The sequence below is a fragment of the Methylotuvimicrobium sp. genome (genome assembly GCF_050611805.1).
Lineage (GTDB): Bacteria > Pseudomonadota > Gammaproteobacteria > Methylococcales > Methylomonadaceae > Methylotuvimicrobium.
Window position 1 is genome coordinate 25,721 of the sequence record NZ_JBNGHF010000020.1, and the last position, 21,510, is coordinate 47,230.

Sequence of the window (21,510 nt, forward strand, 5' to 3'; positions counted from 1 at the left end):
ATTCATGGGTTTTCAAAGGGCCGTGGTACGGCATTGAGCGAACCGAGGGCCGTTCTATCGAGCAGTACCGGATTATGATCGCTGCCGTCGTCGCAGTCGTGTAGAGTCGCTTCGGGATAGATAGATTTCAGATCGGCCAGCAAATTGACTACGATTCTCAGCCGGTAAGACACTTCAATGTAGTGTTGGTAATGCTTATCGAGCAAGGCTTTCAATTCGGTTTCGGTACCGGCTTTAAAGTGAGCATCGGAACATAGCACGATCGGTGCCGGTTCGAACGACGTCAAATCTTCCGGCGGTTCCAGGCTGTTTTCGACATAGTCGTTCAGCCGATCGGAAAACGCCGTGCCGTAATCGGCAAGAATGCCGGCGGCACATCGGCACAACGACGTTTGGTCTCCATTGAGCAAGGACCCGGCCAACAAGGCTTCGACTCTTTCCTGCAGGCGCTGTTCGGTCCAATCGATCGAGGCGTTCGCTTCGAGCCAGAGGCACCAAGCCGTTTCGAAACGTTCGAATTGCCGGCCGTAACGGGCGATTTCAGCAAAATGCCCGGTCAATTTCGACACGATAGCGCTCCATGAAACAGCGCCGATCGCCAAGGTACATTCGATCCCTCCGGGGTTCAGATTAGACTCGAATTCGCTTGCCAATTGCGCCCGCAAGACGTCCGGATCGAAATATTTCAAGGTTTTGCTGTGATACCAGTCCTTGAAGACTCGACTGAATTCGCTGTAAATCGTTTTTGCACAATCGCAGGCCTCCTCTTCGGTAGCCTGCTCTTGTTCGAGCAATAGCGCCGCCAACTCGTCAACGACCGGTTCGCAGGGATTGTCGATGATCCCTTTGTTGCCAACCCAACAGATTTTGCTCAATAAGTGCGCCGGGGTTTCTTGGCGTATCGTGCGTTCGGCAAACGCTCGCAAGTCCAAGTTGACGTTATACGGCGAGGTCCAACCCGGAATGACCCAAGTCAATCGAAATGAATAAGGGTCTTCATCGCCGCAGGTTTTACATTCGCCTTCGGAGCAAACAGGATAAAGCACGTCGCCGGGAAACTTGGGTCTGAGCAGGACATGTTCGACTAGGATCGTTCGTTGGTGAGCGCTCCAATTCAGTAAAACGGCCTTGATCGTTTCCGCTTCGGCCTCTGTCGCCAAATCATCCGGATAAGCGGCGCGCAATACGATCGTATCCTCCTCAAGCGTTAATCGATGAGTCTGCTCATCTATCCGATAAATTTTAGGGTCGCTCATTTGCTTGACGACCGTACGGTAAGCGGCGGTGTTGGACGCCTCGTATGCATCAAGCTCAAGCGTGCCGGTCAACCAAGTTCGATTGTTCCAGTCCATCAACTCCAAGGCGATTTCGGTCTTGCCGGCGATGGTTTCCAATGGCGACAATGCCAAATTCAGATCGGCAATGCCCAGCAGAAGATTCACGCGTTTTTTCAGAACCGGATATTGCTCGGGCGCGCAGGCTTCGCCGGTGTAATCAAACGACCGGTAACGGTACCGACTAATTTCCGGTAGTCCCTTGAGCAGGGCGAGTTTGGTGTCGATCAAGGAGGCTTGCGCTTTTTGGCGGCCGGCAAGGTCGGTGAGCAATAAGGTGTAGTCGGATAACTGTTCGCCGAAGCGGGCCAATAAATGATCGAGAAAACGGTTACGCCGCTGCAAGAATTCCGGTTCGGACTCGATCAGCTTTTCGAGTTTTTCCTTACCCAAACCGGCGACCAGATCGTCGTAACCGTCGATGATGTCTTGCGTTAACTCCTTGATAAAATAGGTTTGATGTATGCCGGGGTCCAACGAAAAACAATCGGCACTTTGCGCTAGCTGTGCTAGTTGATTGGCTAAGAATTGTTCGAATACCAGCAAATAGGCTTTCAATTGTTTGGCTTGAGCCCGCCGTAATTTGGACGCATGGCTGGGCAGGCCTTCGGGGCCGATGCCATAACTCTGCGGAAATTCATTTTGTATCGGAAAATAATGGCTGGGATTTCGGTATATTCCCTTCGGCAACGGCAGGTCTTTCGGCGTATTTTTGATCTTCGGGTGCTCGGCCTCGCCGCGTAATTGATGCAAGGTCGCAATGGCTTCGTCGTAGCGCGCTTGAAATGGCAGGCCGTTCTTAAAAAATAAGAACCGCGATGCTTCGCGGTAAAATCGCGGCTGTTTGCGATCGTCGAGCATCAGCAACCAGGCCGCGCTGATTCGATCCGGATCGAACACAGGCGTGCCGTCGTTTTGCCAAATCGGGTCGGCCTTGCCTTTGACGATTCGGCCTTGCGGATCATAAAGGGTCAACAGCAGGTTGTTGACCGCCAGAACGCCGTCGATCGCCATCAAACGTTTAACGATATCGGACGTTCTGATTTCCGATTTCAACGTTGCTCGCTGCAGATCTTCGGATTTGATGAAACCGTTGTCGAGTGCCGGTCCGTTGAAAATAGCTTCGACCGACAAGCCTTCATCGCGCAATTCTTGCAAACTGTAAAACGCAATCGGCGGATTTAGGTAATGCTCGATTTCCTGCCAGATGCGCGCTTGCACGCGATCGATATCGGCGTCGGAGGCCACTTCAACATCGGCGCATAGCGCAATTTCGGCCAACGCTATGCCTTCGATACGGCAATAATCCTCATCGAGATTGCGCCTCTGATGCAATGACCTTTTGGCCTGTTCGACGGCTTGAGCAATCTTGAGCGCTTTGCGCCGATAAAGCCCGACGATTCCCGAATCCGAAGCGTCTTCCAGCAACTCTACAAGTTCGGCCAGCTTCGTTTCCGCCTGTGCATCGGCATTGCCGAACATGCGTAGCGTGGCATTATCGATTGCCAGCGTTAATGCTTCCGATGTCAGCAGAAAATCCACATGGAACAATTCCCGCCAATGTCTTTTTAAATAACGCTCCTTGCCGGCCTGATCCAACGTCGCATCGGTCAAGACATCGTAGCCTTTGGCCGCGCCGATTCGGACGCTGATCTCATAATCGTGGAAATTATCTAAAAAAGCCTGCCATTCGTCGGCTGCGGACAGGGATAAATCGGGGAAACGCACTTCGACGACCCGAGTCTGAACTCTGCCTTCGGCGTCATAAAAAAGGCGCGTTTTCTGGATTTTGCGGGTATTCAAGTCGCCCAACTCCGAGTCGGATTCCAATTCCAGCAAGACTTCGTATAAACCCAATACCGCCACTTTTTTCGGGTCTAACTCGCCTTGCTCGGGCTTGCGGTAGGACAAAACCAAACGATCTTCGTCGCATAGTGCGTAATAATCGGTTTCGCAGGCGCATTGTTTACAAAATACCCACGCATTGCGCACCGGCTCCAAATCGATTAGCACGCGACTGAAATCGTCCGGTGTGACGGGACCGCTCGTTAGTATCTCGCGTGCGGTATAAAACGCTTGAGCCGGGAACGGGTCGGCGGCGGTCGAGAATTCTCGGGTCAACAGGTCCTTGATATCCCAACCGCTTCGGTAAGCGATATCGGTCAATGCATAACACAAGGCTTCCAGGATCGTGATGCCCGGATCGTGAGTGTTGTAATCGGTCCAATATTGGCTACCGCCCTGCTCGAGATAGCCGATGCCTTCGCGGCGCAACGCGAAAAAATCTTCGCTCGGTTTTTGCGAATCCAATCGGGGTAAAAAGGCGGCTTGCTCTTTCATGGCTCGCAGGGACAGGTTTCGCCGAGTTCATTCATCGCGGCGGGTTTGATGACATCGATTTGGTGTTTTTCGGCCGGCGCCGAAACCAAAACCGATACCGCAGTCGAGCCTTGCGCCTCATTGACCGCGACTGCTCCGGCCGCCCCGCCGCTATCGTGATACAGCACGAAGTCGGTCAAATAATCGACGTAAGTCTGCTCCTCGACGAAACGAATCAATACCGATTGATGAACTTTTCCGCCAAAAGAGGGCTTCGCATCGTTTGCAAAAGCCCAGGGCGACAAAAACCGGGTAATCGCTTGGCGCAGTGTATTGCTATAAAACGTCTCGTCGAAGCCTTCATGAAAACGGACTTTACACGAGCAACGCACGGTCTCGAAGCGCGGATTGCGGACATGCAAGTTGACGAAACAGGACACGCGCGCGCTTAAAAAATCCTTGATATCATCGAGCAAACCGAGACTCGTATAGGGTTTGAGTGGATCGCGATACGTTTGGAATTGGAGATTGGGAATCGCAATCAGCGTAACATGGCCCGGCGCGAGTTCCCGGTAGACGAAATCGCCGTTTTCGCCGGGCTCGTACTGAGTATGATTCAGGCATTTGACGCGATAAATTTGCGGAAAGGCTTCCAATACCAGGTGTTCGTAATCCCAAAGCGCGACCGCCCTGTCCTTATGACGCAGACGCTCGCTGACGCGCGTATAAAAAGCTGCTGGCGTCTCGGCGCCGCGTCCGCCGAACGAGGAAAAAGGCTGTTCGATTTTTTTAACGGCCGCATCCGGCCGGTCCAACTTGCTTATCGTGCCGGCTTTTAGCGGTTTCGCCGAGAAGCCGGGATCGTTGCCTCGGTCGCTAAAGGTCGCCTGTAAGGCTTGCGCGGAAACGGCTTGCAAACGGCAAACCGCTTCGCTATGCGATGCCACCGCCGCCCTTAGCCAATGCATGCCGGGCGGTAAAATCGAGTTGTTGTTATCGGCGTCGTTCGGCAGTGCAAACCTGATGATGCCGGAGTTCAATAGACCGCCCGTGCCGTCCTCGACTTCGTCTGTCTTGAAAGCGATCCATTCGTTACTCCGTAGATAACTCCAGTGGATATGCGGGTCGGGTTTGACCGTCAACGGGTCGGCCGTGCCGTCCGCGACTTGGAACAGTAGCGACAGGTTTTGCGGCGGTTCGAGCCAGGTTAGTCCGATGTAAAACTCGGCTTCGCTCATTATTTCGTCATGGTTTTGTTGGAAACGAAAACCCGGTATCAAATAAACCTTACACGTCGAATTCAGAAACGGATGCTGTTCACAGTGACCGAAGGGCGCCAAATGATAGAAAAAGGCTTGCCTATTCCGCCAAATGCCTGAATCGGCGCTATCGAGCGCAATCATTTGCTCATCCGTGGTGTAATCAAGAGTCAATTCGGTCATCCATGGACCTGTCGGCGGCTTGGGCTTGATAGGTTCGTCGCCTAAGGCTTCGCCTATTCCCTCAACCATCGTCGAGACACCGGCAACAAGGCCTGCAACGTTATTATTGAATTGAATAGTCTGGGCACCGAAATCCTCAATAAGTTGACTGCCGGCCGACATAACAACCGATGTCTTTTCAGTTACCCACTTACCGGCATTATCGAGCTTGATCATTTCGCTCGCTATCCGATTAATATCGTCATGGGTATTAGCTACGAGACTCAAGAAAGTATTAATCGTTTGAGTTAGATTGGCGACCCCCGTTTTTTTTTCTATTTCATTCGCGATATCAACGACCGTATCTTTCAAAATGGAAAGCCTGGTTACTGTTTCATTCAATCTACTAATGAGATTAGGAACCCCCTCACTAGCATCGTCAGGAGTAAGTAAACCTGGAAGATTACTCCAGTCATTGACGACATCCAGGTCTATTCCTACGTCAGGAAATTGTTGCAGTAAATTATTGATAACAGTTTGGATTTCCGTTTCCGCTTCGCCATAAACATGATTGATTTTTTTAAAAACTTTCTCCGTGTTTTCGATCACTTCAGGAAACTTTTCAATCAAATCATTACTAACTTCAGCCATCTGAGTGGGTAATTGACTGAGATTTTCAATGACCGAATTGTGCAAATCATTGAATTCTTGCACCCTAGTATTGATTTGGCCGATAAAATCGACTGAAGCCTGAACACCCTTTGCCAATTCCTTATCGTTATCCATCAGCTTTCTGATGTAATCGATCAAGGCTTTTTCATACTTGTCTTGCCCGAAACCTTCGCTTGTCGAAAACCGCACAAAGCCATGACGCGCAGCGGAGTTATAAAACACAGGCTCATTGAAGTCGGCGGCATCTACTACGGTTTGATTGATTTCGTTATCAAGCGAATAGGAATCGCTTGTAATCGCTTTGGTTTCGCCGGTCCCTTGTTTCCAAGTTCCCGACTGTAAATAATCGACGTTGATATTGACTTGGGTACCGAATGGCTCGGGAGGATTTTGCCATTGCCAATTGACTTTCGCTGAAAGCAGTTTTTTTTGAAAGGCTTCTTTGGAACCCAGGATCAATGAACTATTGGCCACAGGAGATGGGCCGAATGGCTGGAAAGGCTTAGAGGTGACCACCGAACCGAAATCATTGGAAACCTTTAAGGTTCTAAGCCCTTTGACGGCAACGTTCAATCTGATTTTGTCGAGCACTGCGTTTGCGAGTAACGACACCGGATAAAGGCGGTCGCTTTGATGCCGAATTTTGACTAATAAAATCGGCAAGTTGGTTGAAAAATCAAAGCCATGAACTTTAGGGCTATACGCCGTTATTGCAGGATCGGCCCCGGAAAGTTTGATTTTCAATTGAAGCCTGCCTTGCACATTTTCAAATTTCATTGCCGACTTTTCGAGCCAACCTTCTTCGGTAGACAAAGAACAAACCAGATCCGCTTTCAAATCGTCGGGTAACGTATTGAAAGCAATATCACTCAGATAAAATTCGACCGTCACGGTCCGCTCACCCTCGGCCAACCATAAATAGTGCGAGGCGATCGCAAAACCCAGTTCGGCCTCGGGCATCGCAATGCTATCCAGTTGCGTATTGCTATAGCGTTTATTGAAAAACGGATGCCAAGATTGTTCTTCGTTAGTCAGTTTCGCCCCCAGTCCGTCTTCGGAATCGGCAACCGGCGAGGCATAGTAACGGCCCGACTGTTTAGCCGCGTTGACACCCAATCCGGCAACCGCTTCGCCGCCATGACGGTATACGGTTTTCAGCTCTGCAACCTTCGCTTTATTGGCGATGAAGTCGCGGTCGTTCGTAAAAAAGGCTTCGATGCCTGAATCGTCCTTTCCGGCCTTGAACGACACGCCGTTATCAAACCGGTGACTGTCGGCATGTTTAGCCAATTCGGCCAATAAATGGACCCGAGGCGGTTCGGCAGGTTTTTCCTTGAGCCGTAAAATGTCCCGGTAATAAAAATCCAGGTGCCGGCCTGTCAATGTGTTGATCTCGGCCCGAGTCCCTTCGAACAAACGTAAAAACGCGATCAGCAGCGCATAATGCGGTTCATGATTGCCGTTTTGAATGAACGAATTTTCCAGTTCTTGTTTGGCTTCGACGACGATGCGCGCATAGATTTTCAAAAACTCATCGAATATCGATGTAAAAAGGTTGTGGCTCGCGATCGGATTCAGGATTGAAAACCAATAGTTTGGATCGGAAGGGTCAAGCAGAGAGACGCTGAAAACTCGGCTATCCTTGACGATGCTGTCGATGTAATGCGGCCAATCCGGAAAGTTGCCGATGATCCAATCTTTCGAAAAGGGGCTTCGATAGATATCACCGAAGGCTTGGGCTTCTTGACCGAATATCGTCAATTCCGCAGCAACGTCCAGCTCGTCGGTCAATCCGAAATCGCTCTCGTAAGCCTTGTAATACGCGATAAGCCGTTTGAAGCCCTGCGCCGACTGCGATTGTATGCGGCTTTGCAAAAGAGTTTTCAGCGCCGTATCGACCGGCAAGTTTTCTTTCAAGCGGTCTAGTTGCTTGGCCATGGTCGCCGCGATACTGAACAAGAAACCTAAGCGTTGTTTGAGTGCGTCTCCTTGCGATCGGTTATTGCTATTGTTCAAAAAATCGAAACTGGCTTTGACTTCCGAGCGGTACGCGTCGACGTCTTGTAACGCGGCGACAGCCAACAACACCGAGACATCCTTATCGAAAAAACTCCGCCAATCGCCGGTGACGCTGTCGTTCGAATCATAATAATTGAGATACGCCGAATAGGCTTTTGCAAACACCAGGCCGTACTCCGGCCCTCGTTCATTGACCGGCACATAGTTCGGATCCAAAGCCTTCGGCACACGCAAGTCTCTGCTGCTGCCTTCATGTATCAGTCTTGAGGCATCGGTGTTGTGTTTGCAATCGCTCGAGTCGGCCATGATTCAATCGCTATCGGGCAAGAGGTTGACGGCTGCGGTTAAGTTAATATCGGTACCCTCCAATTTGTAATAGGGATAAACGAAATTGAAACGCGAGTTCGTAGCCTTAACGCGGTAGATCACTTCGATCAATACCACGCCCTCGAGCTCCAGGCTATCGTCGAGCCGAACGCTTTCCAGTTCGACACGCGGCTCATGATATAAAATCGCCGATTCCACCTTGTCCGCCATCAAGGTTTTCATGCGCGTATCCAAATTTTCGAACACCAACTCCTGCAAATTGCAGCCGTATCTAGGCAGCATCGAGCGTTCGCCTTGCGCGGTACTCAGCAGAATCTCGAGGCTCGAAGCGATGTCCGCTTCGGCTTCGAGCATCGTAACGCCGCCGCTTGCCCGGTTGAATGTCGGCGGAAAAGACCAGCCGCGTCCGAGAAAACTCATGTCATCCTCCTATCAATACTGTCGGCATACCGGGCGGTATAATCGCGCCGCCCGAAGCGCTCGAATCGCCGACACGCGCTGCCGGCATGCCGCCGATCATGACCGTCGCCGAGCCTTTGATAATCGCATCGACTCCGCACGAATCTCCCAAGCGTGCCGCAGGCAAACCGCCGATCAAAACGGTCGGTTCGCCCGGCGGAATGATCGGCACCGGGGCGCCTTGCGTCGCAGTGCTGACGATCATGTCGGTGATTCTGGCTGCCGGTAACATCGCTTCATCTCCTCAATTGATCTGCACGACGCCGCCTTGTATCGTGGTGCTGGCGCTGCCCTTGACCGTGGTGCTGGCGCCGGAAATTTCGGCCGAACCGGAACCCGAGGCCTTGAATTCGGCTTGCGCGCTCAGTTCGGTATTGATGCCTTCGATCTTGACGTCACCGGCAGCTTGTAATATCAAGTCTTTGACGCTTTCGAGCTTGATGCCGTCGGCATTCATGGTGACTTTATTGCCGTTCTGATCCTCGATCACGACAGCCTGCTCGTCTTCGGATAAAGTCAGACGGTTGCCGCCCGGCGTTTCGAGCACGACGACTTTGTTTTCATCGTCGAAGGTCAGGGTTATCTTTTCGCGGCTGACATAGCCTTTCAGATGATTGTCGTCCTTCGCGGGCTCCGGCGCCGGTTTCGCACTGCTGTGACACATGCCCAACACGACCGGATAACGCGGATCGTCGCCGAGAAATCCGACCACGACTTCATCACCGATCTCGGGCCGAAAAAACGTTCCTCGCCCTTCGCCGGCATCCAGCGTTGCAAGCCTTGCCCAAATGCCTTCATCGGCCGTGTCGACCAACGGCAGTCGAACCTTTATTCTGTCTTCGCCTTTAGGATCGTTTTCCAATACCGTCACGACGCCCATTTGCAATCCGCAGACCGACGGCAATAATCCCGACGCCGGCAACGGGCGCAAGTTGTAGGTTTCGGCGAATAGATCGGGGTTTAGGCCCAGTTGCGCATCGGTTTCCCAGTTGCCGCCGGAAACGCAATGCCGCACGCCCGACACATAAAACAGTCCGGCAAAGCGCTCGCCGATGCCGCTGACTTCGATCACAGTCCCCGGTATGACCTCGGCAATGCCTTGAAATTTCGCCCGGCCTCGGATTCTGGCTAGACGCTCCTTCAACAAACGCGCATCGGCCCAGGTTTTCAATTCCGGCTGACTCAAGCCGCCGCCATGGCGTATTTCATGCATTTCAGTGCCTAATATCGCCGCCAATGTCTCGGCATCGATATTGCCGGCACTGGCGGATTCCGGTTCGGAAGCTTCGGCTTCGATCAATGCCTGATCGGCCGCATGCCAAGCCGTGGCACTGATTCCGGGACTTTGCAAACGTGCATCGATTTCGGCGTCCAGTTCCAACAGGGTCGAACCGTAAGCGACCTTCACGACCGATTCTTCGCCGGTTGCGGGCTTGCCGACGGTAATCGCATCGTCGCCGACATTGACGACGAAACCGTTCGCTTCGGCCCGGCATAGCATAAAATCCCAGTCGGTCGATTCGAATTGCATGACCTCTTGTAAATCCGGTTCCGTCGCATCGCTCGTGCCGGTCAAGCCGTAATCGCCGAATAATGTTTCGATAATGTCGCTGTCTTTTTGTTCGGTAAAGTAGCGGCTGTGTATGCCGGACGTCATTTTGACCGCTTCATGCCGGCAGTCCAGAATCAAGAGGCTTTCGTTTTTTCTGAGCTTGATACTGTGCTTGACGATCATGCCTTTAAATACCGTGGCGTTTTGCGAGCGGTAACCGAACTGAATTTCGATCTTTTGACCCGGAATGAACAATCCGGTATTACTGGCGGGAAAGTCGGCTTGCGACGCTTCGCCGTCTTTCAGTTGAATCGTGGCTGACGGAATCCGGTTCAATTCTTTATTGACGCTGACCGATAGCACCTGAAATTGTCCCGGAATTTCGGTGCCGTCGATTAATAAAGTCACCGTGCAGACATCGGGGGTGGCCGGCGTTGGAATGGCGGATTCGTTTCTCATGATCGAGCCGTTTTGTTGACCGGAGGAAACACGATTTCACGGCCGGGTTCGAGCGACCTGAAGTGATCCAAGCGGTTGATTTTTGCGATTTCCAAGTAATAACGCGGATCGCCGTAGATTTTATAACACATCAGCGGCAACGTATCGCCGGCCTTGACTCTGCGGCTGTGGCTCAAGTCGGGCGAGCTTTTGTTTTCTTTCGCGGCGCGTTTTTCTTCTTCGATACTGCTTTTGAACTTGACCTTGACCAATGCCCGTATCGGCGTGCCGTCCGGTCTGAACAGTTTGTAGGTAATGCCGACTTCGACGACCCGCCCCTTAAAAATCGAATGCTCGCCCCAAACCAGCTTGAAATGCCGCGGTTCGTGAGCATCGCCTTTATAGCCGGTCAACACTTCCTTGAACGCCTTGATGTCGTCGGCGATCGAGTCGCGCGGTTTACCGTCGATGATGCCGGTATTGTCGAATAAAAATTCGAAGGAAATTTCTTCCGGTTCGGTATATTCGTATTTTAATTGTTGACCGCTGGTCCCCTGCCCTTGCCCGGATTCGGAAAACTTGAGCTTATAGTCGAGCGTATAGCTCTCCGGATTGATCAAGGCCTCGACGCTTTCGTCAGCTTCGAGCAAACCACCGCTTTCGGCCTTTTCCGAATCGGAGAAAGCCAGTATCAACATCTTTTCCAGTTTCCCGTTCTCGGCCATCAGCGCTCCGTTTTATTCTGTAGAATTTGTAATACTTGTTCGACGCATTCGGCAATCAAGGCATCTTGGTCGACCGGTTTTCCCGCCGTCCCCCCTCTTCCCGCATTACCCGGTTCTTGCCGTGGGCTCCCTTCTTCGGGCGGGTTGACCGTGACTTTGATATGCAGTTCTTTAATTTCAATCGGCATGGCGGACTCAGGTTTGCACCGTGAAATAACGGTAGGTCAATTCGATCGTTTCGATGACGACCGCGCTTTCGTTGGCGTTGAAATCGCCGATCTGCCATTTTTTCGGAATCGCCTGGGCGACTTTCCAAGTCCGTAGCGGTTCGCCTTTTTCATTCATCAAGATCACATTCACCGATGCGGGTTCGAACACTCGGTCGCGAAAGGCATTGAGTAACCAATCGATCACGCCGGAATCGGTCAACATGCCGCGTTTCAACACCATGTCGGCATACTTGGTTCGGACCGGTAACTTATGTTCGAATCGGTTTTCGCCGCCTTCCTTGAAGCTTTCATAATCGTATTCCACGGTGAGACCCGAGACCGACTGAAACCGGACGTCATTGCTCACTTGGCTGATGCCGAACTCTACTTTGTAATAAAAGCCGAGCGGCGGATAGTAATCGGCCATCGGCGTTATACTTTCATTAGTTTAAGTCCTTCGTGCGCGACCTCGATGGTTTCGATCGCGACTTCATTGGCGTCGGACTTCAAATCGGGCGCGGTGACCTTGACCGGAAAACATCGCGTCGCCGACCAAGCCGCGACCGGTTCGTGTTTTTCGTTCAATAAGCGAATCACGACATCGCGGCGGCCTTCGACGCGTTCGTTGGCGATTTCGTCGAGCCAATCGTTATAATCGAAGTCGCCTTCGAATTTGCCGCGTTTCATCGTGATATTGCTGAGTTTGATCAAACCGGGCATGCTGATCTTGCTGAAATCCTTGCTGTCGCTGTGCCGGTATTCGACTTTTTCACGCTCCATCACAAGACCCGTGACTTCGGTAAAACTCAATTTTGCACCGCCCCAATCCACTTGAAAGTGAAAACGCGGTAATGGATAGACTTGCGCCATGATGATTCCCTCTTGTTTGCTAAAGTATGTCGGCCGCTAAATCAGGATTCGGGCATTTTGTGCGAGAATCTGAGAATGATGAATTCGGCCGGCCTAACCGCCGCCATGCCGATTTCGATAATCATCCGGCCTTCCAAAATATCGAGCGGTGTCATCGTTTTACCCAAACCCACCGCGACATAAAATGCATGCTCCGGCTTGATGCCTTGCAACGCGCCTTGCCGCCATAGCACGGTCAAGAAGTTTTCTATCATCGCCTGGACCTTGACCCAAGTATTCGCATCGTTCGGTTCGAAAACGAATTGTTCGGTCGCCTTTTTGGTGCTTTCCTCGACCATGTTGAAAAAACGCCGGACGCTGACATAGCGCCATTCGTTGTCGTTGCCGGTCAAGGTTCTAGCTCCGAAAACCAACGTACCTTTACCGGTAAAAAATCGGATGGCATTGATCGACTTACCGCTATTGACATCGATATTGAGCGCATCGAGCTCGGATGCCGTAAACGAGTCTTTCGGGCCGATAATGCCGGATACGCTGACGTTAGCCGGTGCCTTCCATACACCTCGGGTTCGATCGACATAGGCATAAATTCCGGCAATCGCGCCGGAAGGAGGAACGCTGGTGTTAGTGTTTTGGATACCGGTCAATATCGTTTTATAGAGGGGATAGGCATTGAGCAAGCCGTCGTGCTTTTGATTCTCCAATATATGAGCGGTGCCGACTACGCCGCTAAGCCACGCATTATTGATCGAGTCGAATAGCGCTCTCGCCAACGGTAATACGCTGTCCATTTTTGCCGCGTTGGTCGTAGCGCTACCCGGTATTACCGATGATGCGCCCGGCGCGCCGGCACCGAAGATATCATCCCACTCAGCGGCGGAAGGCGGGGTTCCTGTTTGGAATTGTGGATTGTATGTACCAATTTCACCGTCGAGTTCTTTATCGTAAGCGATCAATTCTGAATAGAAGCCTTTCAGCGTCGAGGCAATCAAGTTTTGCAAACCGGTTTGTAAGTCGGCATTTTCCAGTGCATTACTGCCGGCACCCACCAACACATCGACACTACGCGCAACCGAAAACAAAAAGTTAATCAGCTGCATATAATTAGCGGGTGTCTTGTTCTCTAAATAGCCTCCTTCTAGCGAGGTAAATTGTTCTCTTAAGGTTTGCGCAGGATTGGCCAGCGTTGCATTTGCCGAAACGACCTTATTGACATCATCGATGACTTGTTCGAAATCATCGATTAATACCTTAATCGCTGCATCGTCGGTCAGATCCGCTAAATCGAAATGTGTGGAACCTTTAAAGATGACATTTTTGAAATGACGAAACTTAACATTTTTAGGGAAATTGACGGTTAACCAAGGCGTATAAGCCGCGCCGTATTTTAGATCTTTGATGCCTACACCGGAGCGGAATTCCGTGCCTTTCGGGTCGTCTTCCTTTAGATGAAACAGCCCGACGCGATCCATCAACTTACCGCATTGTTGCAGTGCCGCGTCGTAGACTCCGTAAAAGTCGTTGCCGGTGGTCAACAAGGAATTGTCGGGAAAAACTAAGATCGTAGGTTCGTCTACTTTGTTGAGCGTATCGATGCCTTTTCCCGTCCCGGTAAAATCGCCGACTATCTTGCTTGCGGTCTCGTAAATTCCTGTCGAGACAATAAAACAATCTCCGCCGCCGTTCGTATAAAACAAGCGTAAACTCTCATACATGAAAAAACGATTATTCATGTCGGCCGATTCAAAGTTCTTGTTATCATCCAAACTGACTTTGGCAATCGTCGGTTCCGCACCAAATCCGAAATAGGCCTCATATTCGGCAATCGAACCGATTTTTGTCGGAACATTGAGCAAATCGCCCGGCTTGATTTTATCCGCCTTCTCGGTGTAACCGATAAATGCGGGAATCGCGGTTTCGACCGGTGCAATGGACGGAGGGAATTTCGGAATTTCCTCGATATAAACGCCTGGAGTTTTATACGCTGTAGCCATGATAATTACCGATTCCTATTAAAGATTACTCATAAATCTCCGAAACGAGTTTAATCACTCTATCGCCGCTTAAAACCGGCTTGACTGAGTTTTCGGAGGGTTTGCGGCGATTTCCGGCATTGCCGAAATAAGTTGAGGGCAACGGCTCGGCGGTTTCAAATTCCAAAGAACCGTTGTCCTGGTTTAAATATTGCCAAAATGTCGAGCGATTTTTCAGTCGCACATGAAACGAAGGCGCGGCTTGTCTTACCCTGCCCTGGCTATCGATCAAACTGAATCGACCATCATCCGGTCTTTCGGCATGCAAAAGAATCAGTGCAAATACATCTTTCGGAAGACTTGAATCCAAGGCAATACCGCGAAAAATTGCACCTTCCATCTCCGGCACTTCCAGCACCGGAACATCGCCTTGATGTACATAAACCGGCCAAAGCCCGGCTTGATCGGTAATCGTATGAAGTCGATCGCCCGACTGGTCTGCGATAAGCTGTGTCAACGAATTGCCCGATAAACCCATCGCTTCCACGAGATCGTCATTGGCGACAGCTGGAAATTCCTTGGATAAAAACAGGACTTCATCGTCGCCAGCACCTCGGGAGGCACCGGTCAGATTCGATAAGACCGGCACGTTTTCCTTGTACAAATAACGCTTGCCTAGGTCGGCATCGTAAAGATCCATGATGCGCTGCCGTCTCAGCGTCAACGCAGTGTAATTTATGAACACCGGGTTGCGCACGATAACCGCGAACTCGAAAAGCGCATCGCTTGCGATAACCGCCTCTTCCGGAACTGCCGCGATCAGGCCCAAAGCGCTATTGATCACAATAGCCCGATAGGCTTTCAATTGTTTCTCCGTCTTTAGGGTCGGTCGAATCTCAAGGAAGGCGCGGACGTCATAAGAGGATAAGCGTTGTTGCTTTTTCAGAGGGTCATCGATCGAATCGAATAGGGTTTCGCCTTCGTCCAACCAATAGTGATGCAACACCTTCACTTCAAAGAGGCGCCGATATTTAATTCGAATTTGTTCACTCATTGGCGACCGCCAACCCGGTTTTGTGCCGGAAATCGTGAACAATTTCAGTAATGACGCCGCTTTCGCTTTTAACCGCACGGAATTTCAAATCCAACATGCGCAGCACATAAATCGCGAACGGGTATTGTTTACCGCCCAAGGTTCCCCATAGGTGATTGACTTCCTCCATCGTCGGAGAATACAGATCGAAAATCAGTTTGAACGATTCGAGTTGATCGAGCGGATTGGCGGGCGCATTATTCGAAATCGACGCCGGATCGACCGTGTCCTGCGTGAAAACATTTTGCGCCTGAAAAAAGCGTATCGCCCGCGACAGCATCAACAAGGCATTGGTGTAATTAGTGTGAGAGGCGACGATCAGAATTTGAAAATTGAGAAAGGTCGGCGGGTTTTCATACACGGTGCGAAGTGTAACGTCGTTACGCGTGAAGTGCGGCACGTTCTTCAAGGTTTTTTCTTCCTTGATGTTGACCAGCGATAAATAAAGCACATCACGCGGATTCGCGCCCGCACCGTTACCGAAGCCGTCGGCTAAGTTCCCCAAACGCCCGATATTCATGACATCGGACCCATAATGGTCGGTTAAATGCCGATTGAGTTCGTTCAGTACTATCGTCAGAGCATGTGCGATCATGCGGCGCTTCCTATTACCGAATTTATTCATGGAACAGCTTTTTCATGAATAAAACGCAAAAACGATGCCATACTCGACGAATCGATTAAAAACACAAATTGTTGATAAATATAAGAAAATATTAGATTGAATTAGTCACGTTTTGCTCTCTGTAACAACAGCCTGTTACAGAGAGCGAAGGAAGGCTTATCAATCAAATAGAATATGCTTTATTAACAGAGACTTGAAATCTGTAACATTAAGGAGTTACAGACTGTGACAGTTGTATTCGAAATAGGACTTAGTAACTCAGCCCCGAGCATTTCGAACAAAGCCTACGCAGATCCAAACGTTTGGAGCGGTTTGAACAACCCGCTCCATGAAGCGTCATGCAGGCCGAATACTCGCTTGCATGGCTCCGTTCTTACTTGAAAACTTCGATTTTGATTATTTGCTAAGAATGCAGCTCTAGCATATGTTTAGGCGCACCTTATCATCGGATGATATTATTAACTATGCACAAAGAGTCAGAAATTGATACGCTTTTGGAACTTGATCAACAGATTCTTGATCAGGGAAATGGCTATTGGATCAAAATTGAGGCTAGACGAGTGACGTCAACCAAGGAAATTCCGCATGGTATAAGGTACTCGCTGACCTTACATGAACCCTATGGCAAGCGGATACTTGGCTATGACAATGCTCATGCTGTGAAGCCGCCGAAAAAATTCAAATTCGCTGGATAACGTTTACCCTATGACCACAAACACCGGCATATTAGCGACCAAGGCGTGCCTTATGAATTTCAAAATGCGTATCAACTTTTAATGGACTTCTTCGCAGAGGTTGATCGGTTATTGGAGGAACTTAGAAAACTATGAGTAAAGTTATGATTGGCATTCTGTCACAGGAAAAAATGCGGGAACGGGTTCTGGCTATTGCCAAAGGTGAATACAAGCCAAAACCTTCAGAGCCCAAAATTTGGTTCACCTCAATGCGTTCTTTGGCTGAAGTTTTGAGCGATGACAATCGGGCGCTGTTGAAAATCATTCAGGAAACCCATCCGGAGTCAATTTCATCTTTGGCGGTAATTACCGGAAGAAAACCAAGCAATCTGTCTCGTACCCTGAAAACCATGTCGAATTATGGGTTAGTGGAAATGCGACGCGAAAAAAATCAAGTCCGGCCAATTGCTGTGGCTACTGAGTTTCAGATTTTTGTTTAAGATAATACCGATTATTGTTATGAGATCTGGCGAGATGAAATTCTCAGTGTAATTTTCAATCAAGAAGTATGCACACACGATTTCCTCTTCCAGTGGATGTCGGATCCAGTTGACAAATCAGTCATTCGAAATGAGAGTCGGCCGACTGGTTTGGGTCGGTTGGATTCAGCGACGAGCGGCCGCTTTCAGGAATCGGAATTCAATGACCGGTTTATGGCGATCAATTTATGTAGAGCGGACGGTCGCCAGCCGGCCCGTAGCGGTCTATCACCTAAAGTGATTCAATGACAGCAATTAGATCATTTCCTGTAGATATACGGAAACCATCTAATTACTAGATTCCCGTAGAGATATTGCATGGATTCAAAAGACTTACATGGATTTGCTTCAGATAGGCAAAGCCAAAAAATTGAAGAGGACTTACTGGGTAGATCTAATTTCTCAGAAGATATAGCGGATGCAATTGCGAGCTGGCATCGTAAGAATAGCCTGGTCGTTGCTCTGCATGGTAATTGGGGAGCAGGAAAATCATCGATTAAAAATATGGCCGTATCAAAACTGGAAGGTCTAACTGAAAATAGGCCAGATGTTGTCGAATTTTCACCATGGGAATGGGCTGCTCAAGAGAAAATCACAGCATCATTCTTTCAAGAAATTTCAAAGTCAATTGACCGAATAGACAAAAGTAAGCCGGGTAAAAAACTAGTACTTAGTCATTTGTAAGTATTCAGACCCCGTTGGCAAATTACCGCAATTCAGGCGTAATTGTTGGCCTCCCCCCTTTGAAAAAGGGGGATTGAGGGGGATTTATTTAAAAAATCTCCCCTAGCCCCTCTTTTTCAAAGAGGGGGGCTGAATACTTACGGATGCGGTGTTAAAGCTTGTTTTGCATCTTTCACTGCTTCAGAAACTATTACCTCAAATGGAGAGGCGGGACGGTGTTGTTCAAGTTCTTGCGTTAATTCTGTAATATCGCGATCGTTAAAAACTACATCGTTCTTTTTGCCAGCAATAATCAAAGCATCTTCTAACCAATTCGGTCCACATCCTGTTATTTGTTCCTCAAGATAAAGTTTCTCAAGAGATGAGAGAATTTCGCTACCGCCAGCTGCATCTGCCCAATCTGGAGTTGCCGCCCTTGAATATAAATTTCCTACTAACCAACCAAATTTCGCTTGAAAATCAGGTGCCAGCCTTCCTCTTCTCGCATCAATCAGCGCATCGTAATGATGCGATTTGAGAGTCGTAATCACACGAAGGAACGCGACTGAGTGATTGCCCGAGGCGAATGGCTGTCTCAAGCCGTGAACCACTTTAGAAAAATTGGACGCATTTTCCTCCCAATTCAGAGATAATGATGCTGCCCAACACCTAAATAAGGTCAGGGCAAAGATCTTTCAATTAATCAACAAAGCCCAACAAAGCGCCGCTTAAGCTATTTTCACAAACACCCTTCGCTCAGGGATTGGAAAATACTCTGTTCGATGCACTCGTTATTTGCCGGTGAACGTAACGCAGTGCCGATGGAGGCTATAGTTTGCATTCCATTATCGTTTGTAGCGTACCGTCTTCATCCACTGTTTCAAGCCGCACATCGAAGCCCCAGAGTCTGGCGACATGCATTAAGACTTCGTCGGCATTTTGGGCTAAGAACCTTCGATGGTATTGAGTATGGCGTAGCGTCAGCGAACGGTTGCCTTTTCGGTCGACATGATAAACCTGAATATTCGGTTCATTACTGCCCAAATTGTACTGTTCCGACAAGGCTTGCCGGATATGCTGATAACCGTCTTCGTCATGAATTGAGGTCACGGCGATCTCCCGCTCATTGGAATCATCCAAGATGGAAAACAGTTTAAGGTCGCGAATGACTTTAGGGGATAAAAACTGACTGATAAAGCTTTCGTCCTTGAAATTCTGCATCGCGAAATGTAAGGTCTTGTTCCAATCGCTGCCGACTATTTCCGGAAACCAGCGTTCGTCTTCGAGCGTCGGCGTTTCGCAAATCCTGCGGATGTCGCTCATCATCGCGAAACCCAACGCATAGGGATTAATGCCCGAATAATAGGGGCTGTCGAAGGCCGGTTGGTAAACGACATTGGTATGCGATTGGAGAAACTCGATCATGAATCCATCGGTTACCAGGCCTTCCTGATACATCTGATGCAAGATCGTGTAATGCCAGAAAGTCGCCCAGCCTTCGTTCATCACTTGAGTCTGCCGTTGCGGATAAAAATATTGGGCTATCTTGCGTACTATGCGAATGATTTCGCGTTGCCAAGGCTCCAGGAAAGGCGCATTTTTTTCGATAAAATAAAGAATATTCTCTTGAGGCTCTTCGGGAAAGCGGACCTTTTCGTCAGTGGCGTCATAGGCCGGCTCCTTGGTCGGAATGGTGCGCCATAACTCGTTGACTTGGGATTGCAGATAGGCTTCTCGATCCCGTTGCCGGGCTTGCTCTTGTTGTAGAGACAATCGGGAGGGGCGTTTATACCGGTCCACGCCGAAATTTCTCAAGGCATGGCAAGAGTCAAGAATGGCTTCGACCTGTTCCTCGCCGTAGCGCTCTTCGCACTCGGCAATATAGTTTTTAGCAAAGAGCAGATAATCGATAATCGAGTCCGCGCTGGTCCAGGTCGTGAATAAATAATTATTTTTGAAAAACGAATTGTGGCCGTAAGCGGCATGCGCGATTACCAGGGCCTGCATCGTCATGCTATTTTCTTCCATTAAATAGGCGATGCAAGGATTGGAATTAATCACGATTTCATAAGCCAGGCCCATTTGACCTTTTTTATAACGTTTTTCATTCTTGACGAATTCCTTGCCGAACGACCAGTGACTATAGCCGATGGGCATGCCGACCGAAGCATAGGCGTCCATCATTTGTTCGGCAGTGATGATTTCCAGTTGCACCGGATAGGTATCCAATCCGAAGTCGCCTGCGATACGCGCGATTTCCGTATGGTATTTTTTAATCAGTTCGAAGGTCCATTCCGATGTTTTCGATAAGGGCTTTCTAGTCATGCGTTTGATTTCTCGAAAAGTTTACGAAATACCGGATAGATATCGGCCACTGTAGCAATTCGTTGCATCGCAAAATTGCTCCAAGTGTCTTTCAGAGTCGAATATTCGTACCAGAGGTTTTGATGCCTGTCCTCGGTGATTTCGATATAGGCGTAATACTGCATATAGGGCATGATTTGTTCCGACAATATTTTTTTGCAGTCTATTGAATCATTATCCCAATTGTCGCCGTCGGAGGCCTGCGCGGCATAAATATTCCATTCCGAAATCGGAAAGCGGTCCTCGATGATCTTTTTCATCAAGTTGAGAGCGCTCGAAACGACCGTACCGCCGGTTTCTCTCGAATAAAAAAAGGTTTCTTCATCGACTTCACTGGCTTCGGTGTGATGGGAGATGAATACGACTTGGGTTTTTTCATAGGTGCGCGTCAGGAAAAGGTACAGCAGCATGAAAAAACGTTTCGCCATGTCTTTTTCTTCAGGCCCCATCGAGCCCGAAACATCCATGATGCAAAACATCACTGCTTGGGTCGTCGGTTTGGGCTTGTCAATGCGGTTGTCGTAACGTAAATCGAAGGTGTCGATAAACGGGATGCGCTCGATTTTTTCCTTGAGGCGTTTAATTTCTTCACGCAATTCGATAACCACCGGATCGGTTTCGCTGTGGCGTTTAAGCAAGTCTTCCAGTTGCGCTTCGGCCTCGGCAATCCTGTCCCGATAAGGCGCGCGCAATGCGATGCGCCGCCCCATCGCGCCCCGAAGCGAACGAATGACATTGATATTGGTGGGTATACCGTCACTGGTATGGCCCGCGCGTACTTTTTGAGTCTCCTCGAGAGTCGCTAGACGGGTTTTGACCAGGTTGGGCAATTCGAGATCTTCAAAAAAGAAGTGCAAAAATTCCTCGCGCGTCAACTCGAAGACGAACTCGTCCATGCCTTCGCCGGAGTCGGAAGCCTGTTTACCTCGCCCTCCGCCGCCGCTTTCGGGCCGCTTTATTTTATCGCCTTGTCGAAACTCCTTGTTCCCCGGATGGATGGCTTCCCGATAACCGTCATTACTATGATGGAAAAACGGCTCCGAAATGTCTTTTGCCGGAATGGAAACCTTTTCGCCTTTATCCAAATCCTTCACGCTCCGTTCGTTTACCGCGTCGGTCACGGCCTTTTTAATTTGGCTGCGAAAACGGCGAATAAATTTCTGCCGATTGACGGCACTCTTATTCTTTCCGTTCAGACGTCTATCTACAATTTGAGTCACACATTTCTCCTCAA

At 49.6% G+C, this 21,510-nt stretch carries 18 protein-coding genes; 3 read left to right on the forward strand and 15 right to left on the reverse strand.

Annotation, left to right across the window (positions count from 1 at the left end; genetic code table 11):
• Positions 1-2: 2 nt before the first annotated feature.
• The 12 genes from ACRJJO_RS11535 to ACRJJO_RS11590 are packed head-to-tail and all read right to left on the reverse strand — an operon-like array spanning position 3 to position 16,006.
• Complete coding sequence (locus ACRJJO_RS11535) at positions 3-3,674, reverse strand: hypothetical protein (RefSeq protein ID WP_431065886.1); 3,672 nt, start codon at positions 3,672-3,674, stop codon at positions 3-5.
• Positions 3,671-8,071 (reverse strand): baseplate J/gp47 family protein, encoded by a 4,401-nt coding sequence (locus tag ACRJJO_RS11540; protein ID WP_431065887.1) that lies wholly within the window; start codon positions 8,069-8,071, stop codon positions 3,671-3,673. The genes ACRJJO_RS11535 and ACRJJO_RS11540 overlap by 4 nt, the downstream gene beginning before the upstream one ends.
• A gap of 3 nt (positions 8,072-8,074) precedes the next feature.
• A complete protein-coding gene (locus ACRJJO_RS11545; RefSeq protein WP_431065888.1) occupies positions 8,075-8,512 on the reverse strand; it encodes a GPW/gp25 family protein in 438 nt (145 codons plus the stop codon).
• Between the two features lies 1 nt (position 8,513).
• Complete coding sequence (locus ACRJJO_RS11550) at positions 8,514-8,783, reverse strand: PAAR domain-containing protein (protein WP_431065889.1); 270 nt, start codon at positions 8,781-8,783, stop codon at positions 8,514-8,516.
• Between the two features lie 12 nt (positions 8,784-8,795).
• Entirely contained in the window at positions 8,796-10,562 is a 1,767-nt protein-coding gene (gene vgrG / locus ACRJJO_RS11555; RefSeq protein WP_431065890.1) for a type VI secretion system tip protein VgrG, read from the reverse strand.
• Positions 10,559-11,266, reverse strand: a complete 708-nt coding sequence (locus tag ACRJJO_RS11560; RefSeq protein ID WP_431065891.1) for a CIS tube protein — start codon at positions 11,264-11,266, stop codon at positions 10,559-10,561. The genes vgrG and ACRJJO_RS11560 overlap by 4 nt, the downstream gene beginning before the upstream one ends.
• Positions 11,266-11,454 carry a DUF5908 family protein gene (locus ACRJJO_RS11565; protein ID WP_125219687.1) on the reverse strand — a complete coding sequence of 63 codons (189 nt, stop codon included), beginning with the start codon at positions 11,452-11,454 and terminating at the stop codon, positions 11,266-11,268. Before ACRJJO_RS11565 ends, ACRJJO_RS11560 begins: the two co-directional genes overlap by 1 nt.
• Before the next feature lie 7 nt (positions 11,455-11,461).
• Positions 11,462-11,902 carry a phage tail protein gene (locus ACRJJO_RS11570; protein ID WP_431065892.1) on the reverse strand — a complete coding sequence of 147 codons (441 nt, stop codon included), beginning with the start codon at positions 11,900-11,902 and terminating at the stop codon, positions 11,462-11,464.
• A 5-nt stretch (positions 11,903-11,907) separates the two neighbouring features.
• The gene (locus ACRJJO_RS11575; protein WP_014148652.1) at positions 11,908-12,345 is read right to left on the reverse strand and encodes a phage tail protein; all 438 of its coding nucleotides are present in this window, start codon (positions 12,343-12,345) and stop codon (positions 11,908-11,910) included.
• A gap of 41 nt (positions 12,346-12,386) precedes the next feature.
• The gene (locus tag ACRJJO_RS11580) at positions 12,387-14,339 is read right to left on the reverse strand and encodes a phage tail sheath family protein (protein WP_431065893.1); all 1,953 of its coding nucleotides are present in this window, start codon (positions 14,337-14,339) and stop codon (positions 12,387-12,389) included.
• Positions 14,340-14,364: 25 nt separating this feature from the next.
• Positions 14,365-15,372: a hypothetical protein gene (locus ACRJJO_RS11585; RefSeq protein ID WP_431065894.1), complete on the reverse strand. Its 1,008-nt coding sequence runs from the start codon at positions 15,370-15,372 to the stop codon at positions 14,365-14,367.
• Complete coding sequence (locus ACRJJO_RS11590; protein WP_431065895.1) at positions 15,365-16,006, reverse strand: DUF4255 domain-containing protein; 642 nt, start codon at positions 16,004-16,006, stop codon at positions 15,365-15,367. Before ACRJJO_RS11590 ends, ACRJJO_RS11585 begins: the two co-directional genes overlap by 8 nt.
• A 494-nt stretch (positions 16,007-16,500) precedes the next feature.
• Here ACRJJO_RS11590 and ACRJJO_RS11595 point away from each other — a divergent pair, with 494 nt between their 5' ends.
• From ACRJJO_RS11595 to ACRJJO_RS11605, 3 genes are all read left to right on the forward strand, one after another.
• Positions 16,501-16,731, forward strand: coding sequence for a toxin-antitoxin system TumE family protein (locus ACRJJO_RS11595; protein ID WP_431065896.1), 231 nt, complete (start codon positions 16,501-16,503; stop codon positions 16,729-16,731).
• 131 nt (positions 16,732-16,862) lie between these two features.
• Entirely contained in the window at positions 16,863-17,210 is a 348-nt protein-coding gene (locus tag ACRJJO_RS11600; protein ID WP_125219363.1) for a transcriptional regulator, read from the forward strand.
• 357 nt (positions 17,211-17,567) lie between these two features.
• A complete protein-coding gene (locus ACRJJO_RS11605; RefSeq protein ID WP_431065897.1) occupies positions 17,568-17,933 on the forward strand; it encodes a P-loop NTPase fold protein in 366 nt (121 codons plus the stop codon).
• 137 nt (positions 17,934-18,070) lie between these two features.
• Here the strand turns inward: ACRJJO_RS11605 and ACRJJO_RS11610 are convergent, their stop codons facing one another.
• The 3 genes from ACRJJO_RS11610 to ACRJJO_RS11620 form a co-directional block, all read right to left on the reverse strand.
• The gene (locus ACRJJO_RS11610; RefSeq protein WP_431065898.1) at positions 18,071-18,463 is read right to left on the reverse strand and encodes a hypothetical protein; all 393 of its coding nucleotides are present in this window, start codon (positions 18,461-18,463) and stop codon (positions 18,071-18,073) included.
• A gap of 277 nt (positions 18,464-18,740) precedes the next feature.
• On the reverse strand, positions 18,741-20,237 hold the full coding sequence (locus tag ACRJJO_RS11615) for a SpoVR family protein (protein ID WP_431065899.1): 1,497 nt from the start codon (positions 20,235-20,237) through the stop codon (positions 18,741-18,743).
• Positions 20,234-21,496, reverse strand: a complete 1,263-nt coding sequence (locus tag ACRJJO_RS11620) for a YeaH/YhbH family protein (protein ID WP_431065900.1) — start codon at positions 21,494-21,496, stop codon at positions 20,234-20,236. Before ACRJJO_RS11620 ends, ACRJJO_RS11615 begins: the two co-directional genes overlap by 4 nt.
• Between the last annotated feature and the right edge of the window lie 14 nt (positions 21,497-21,510).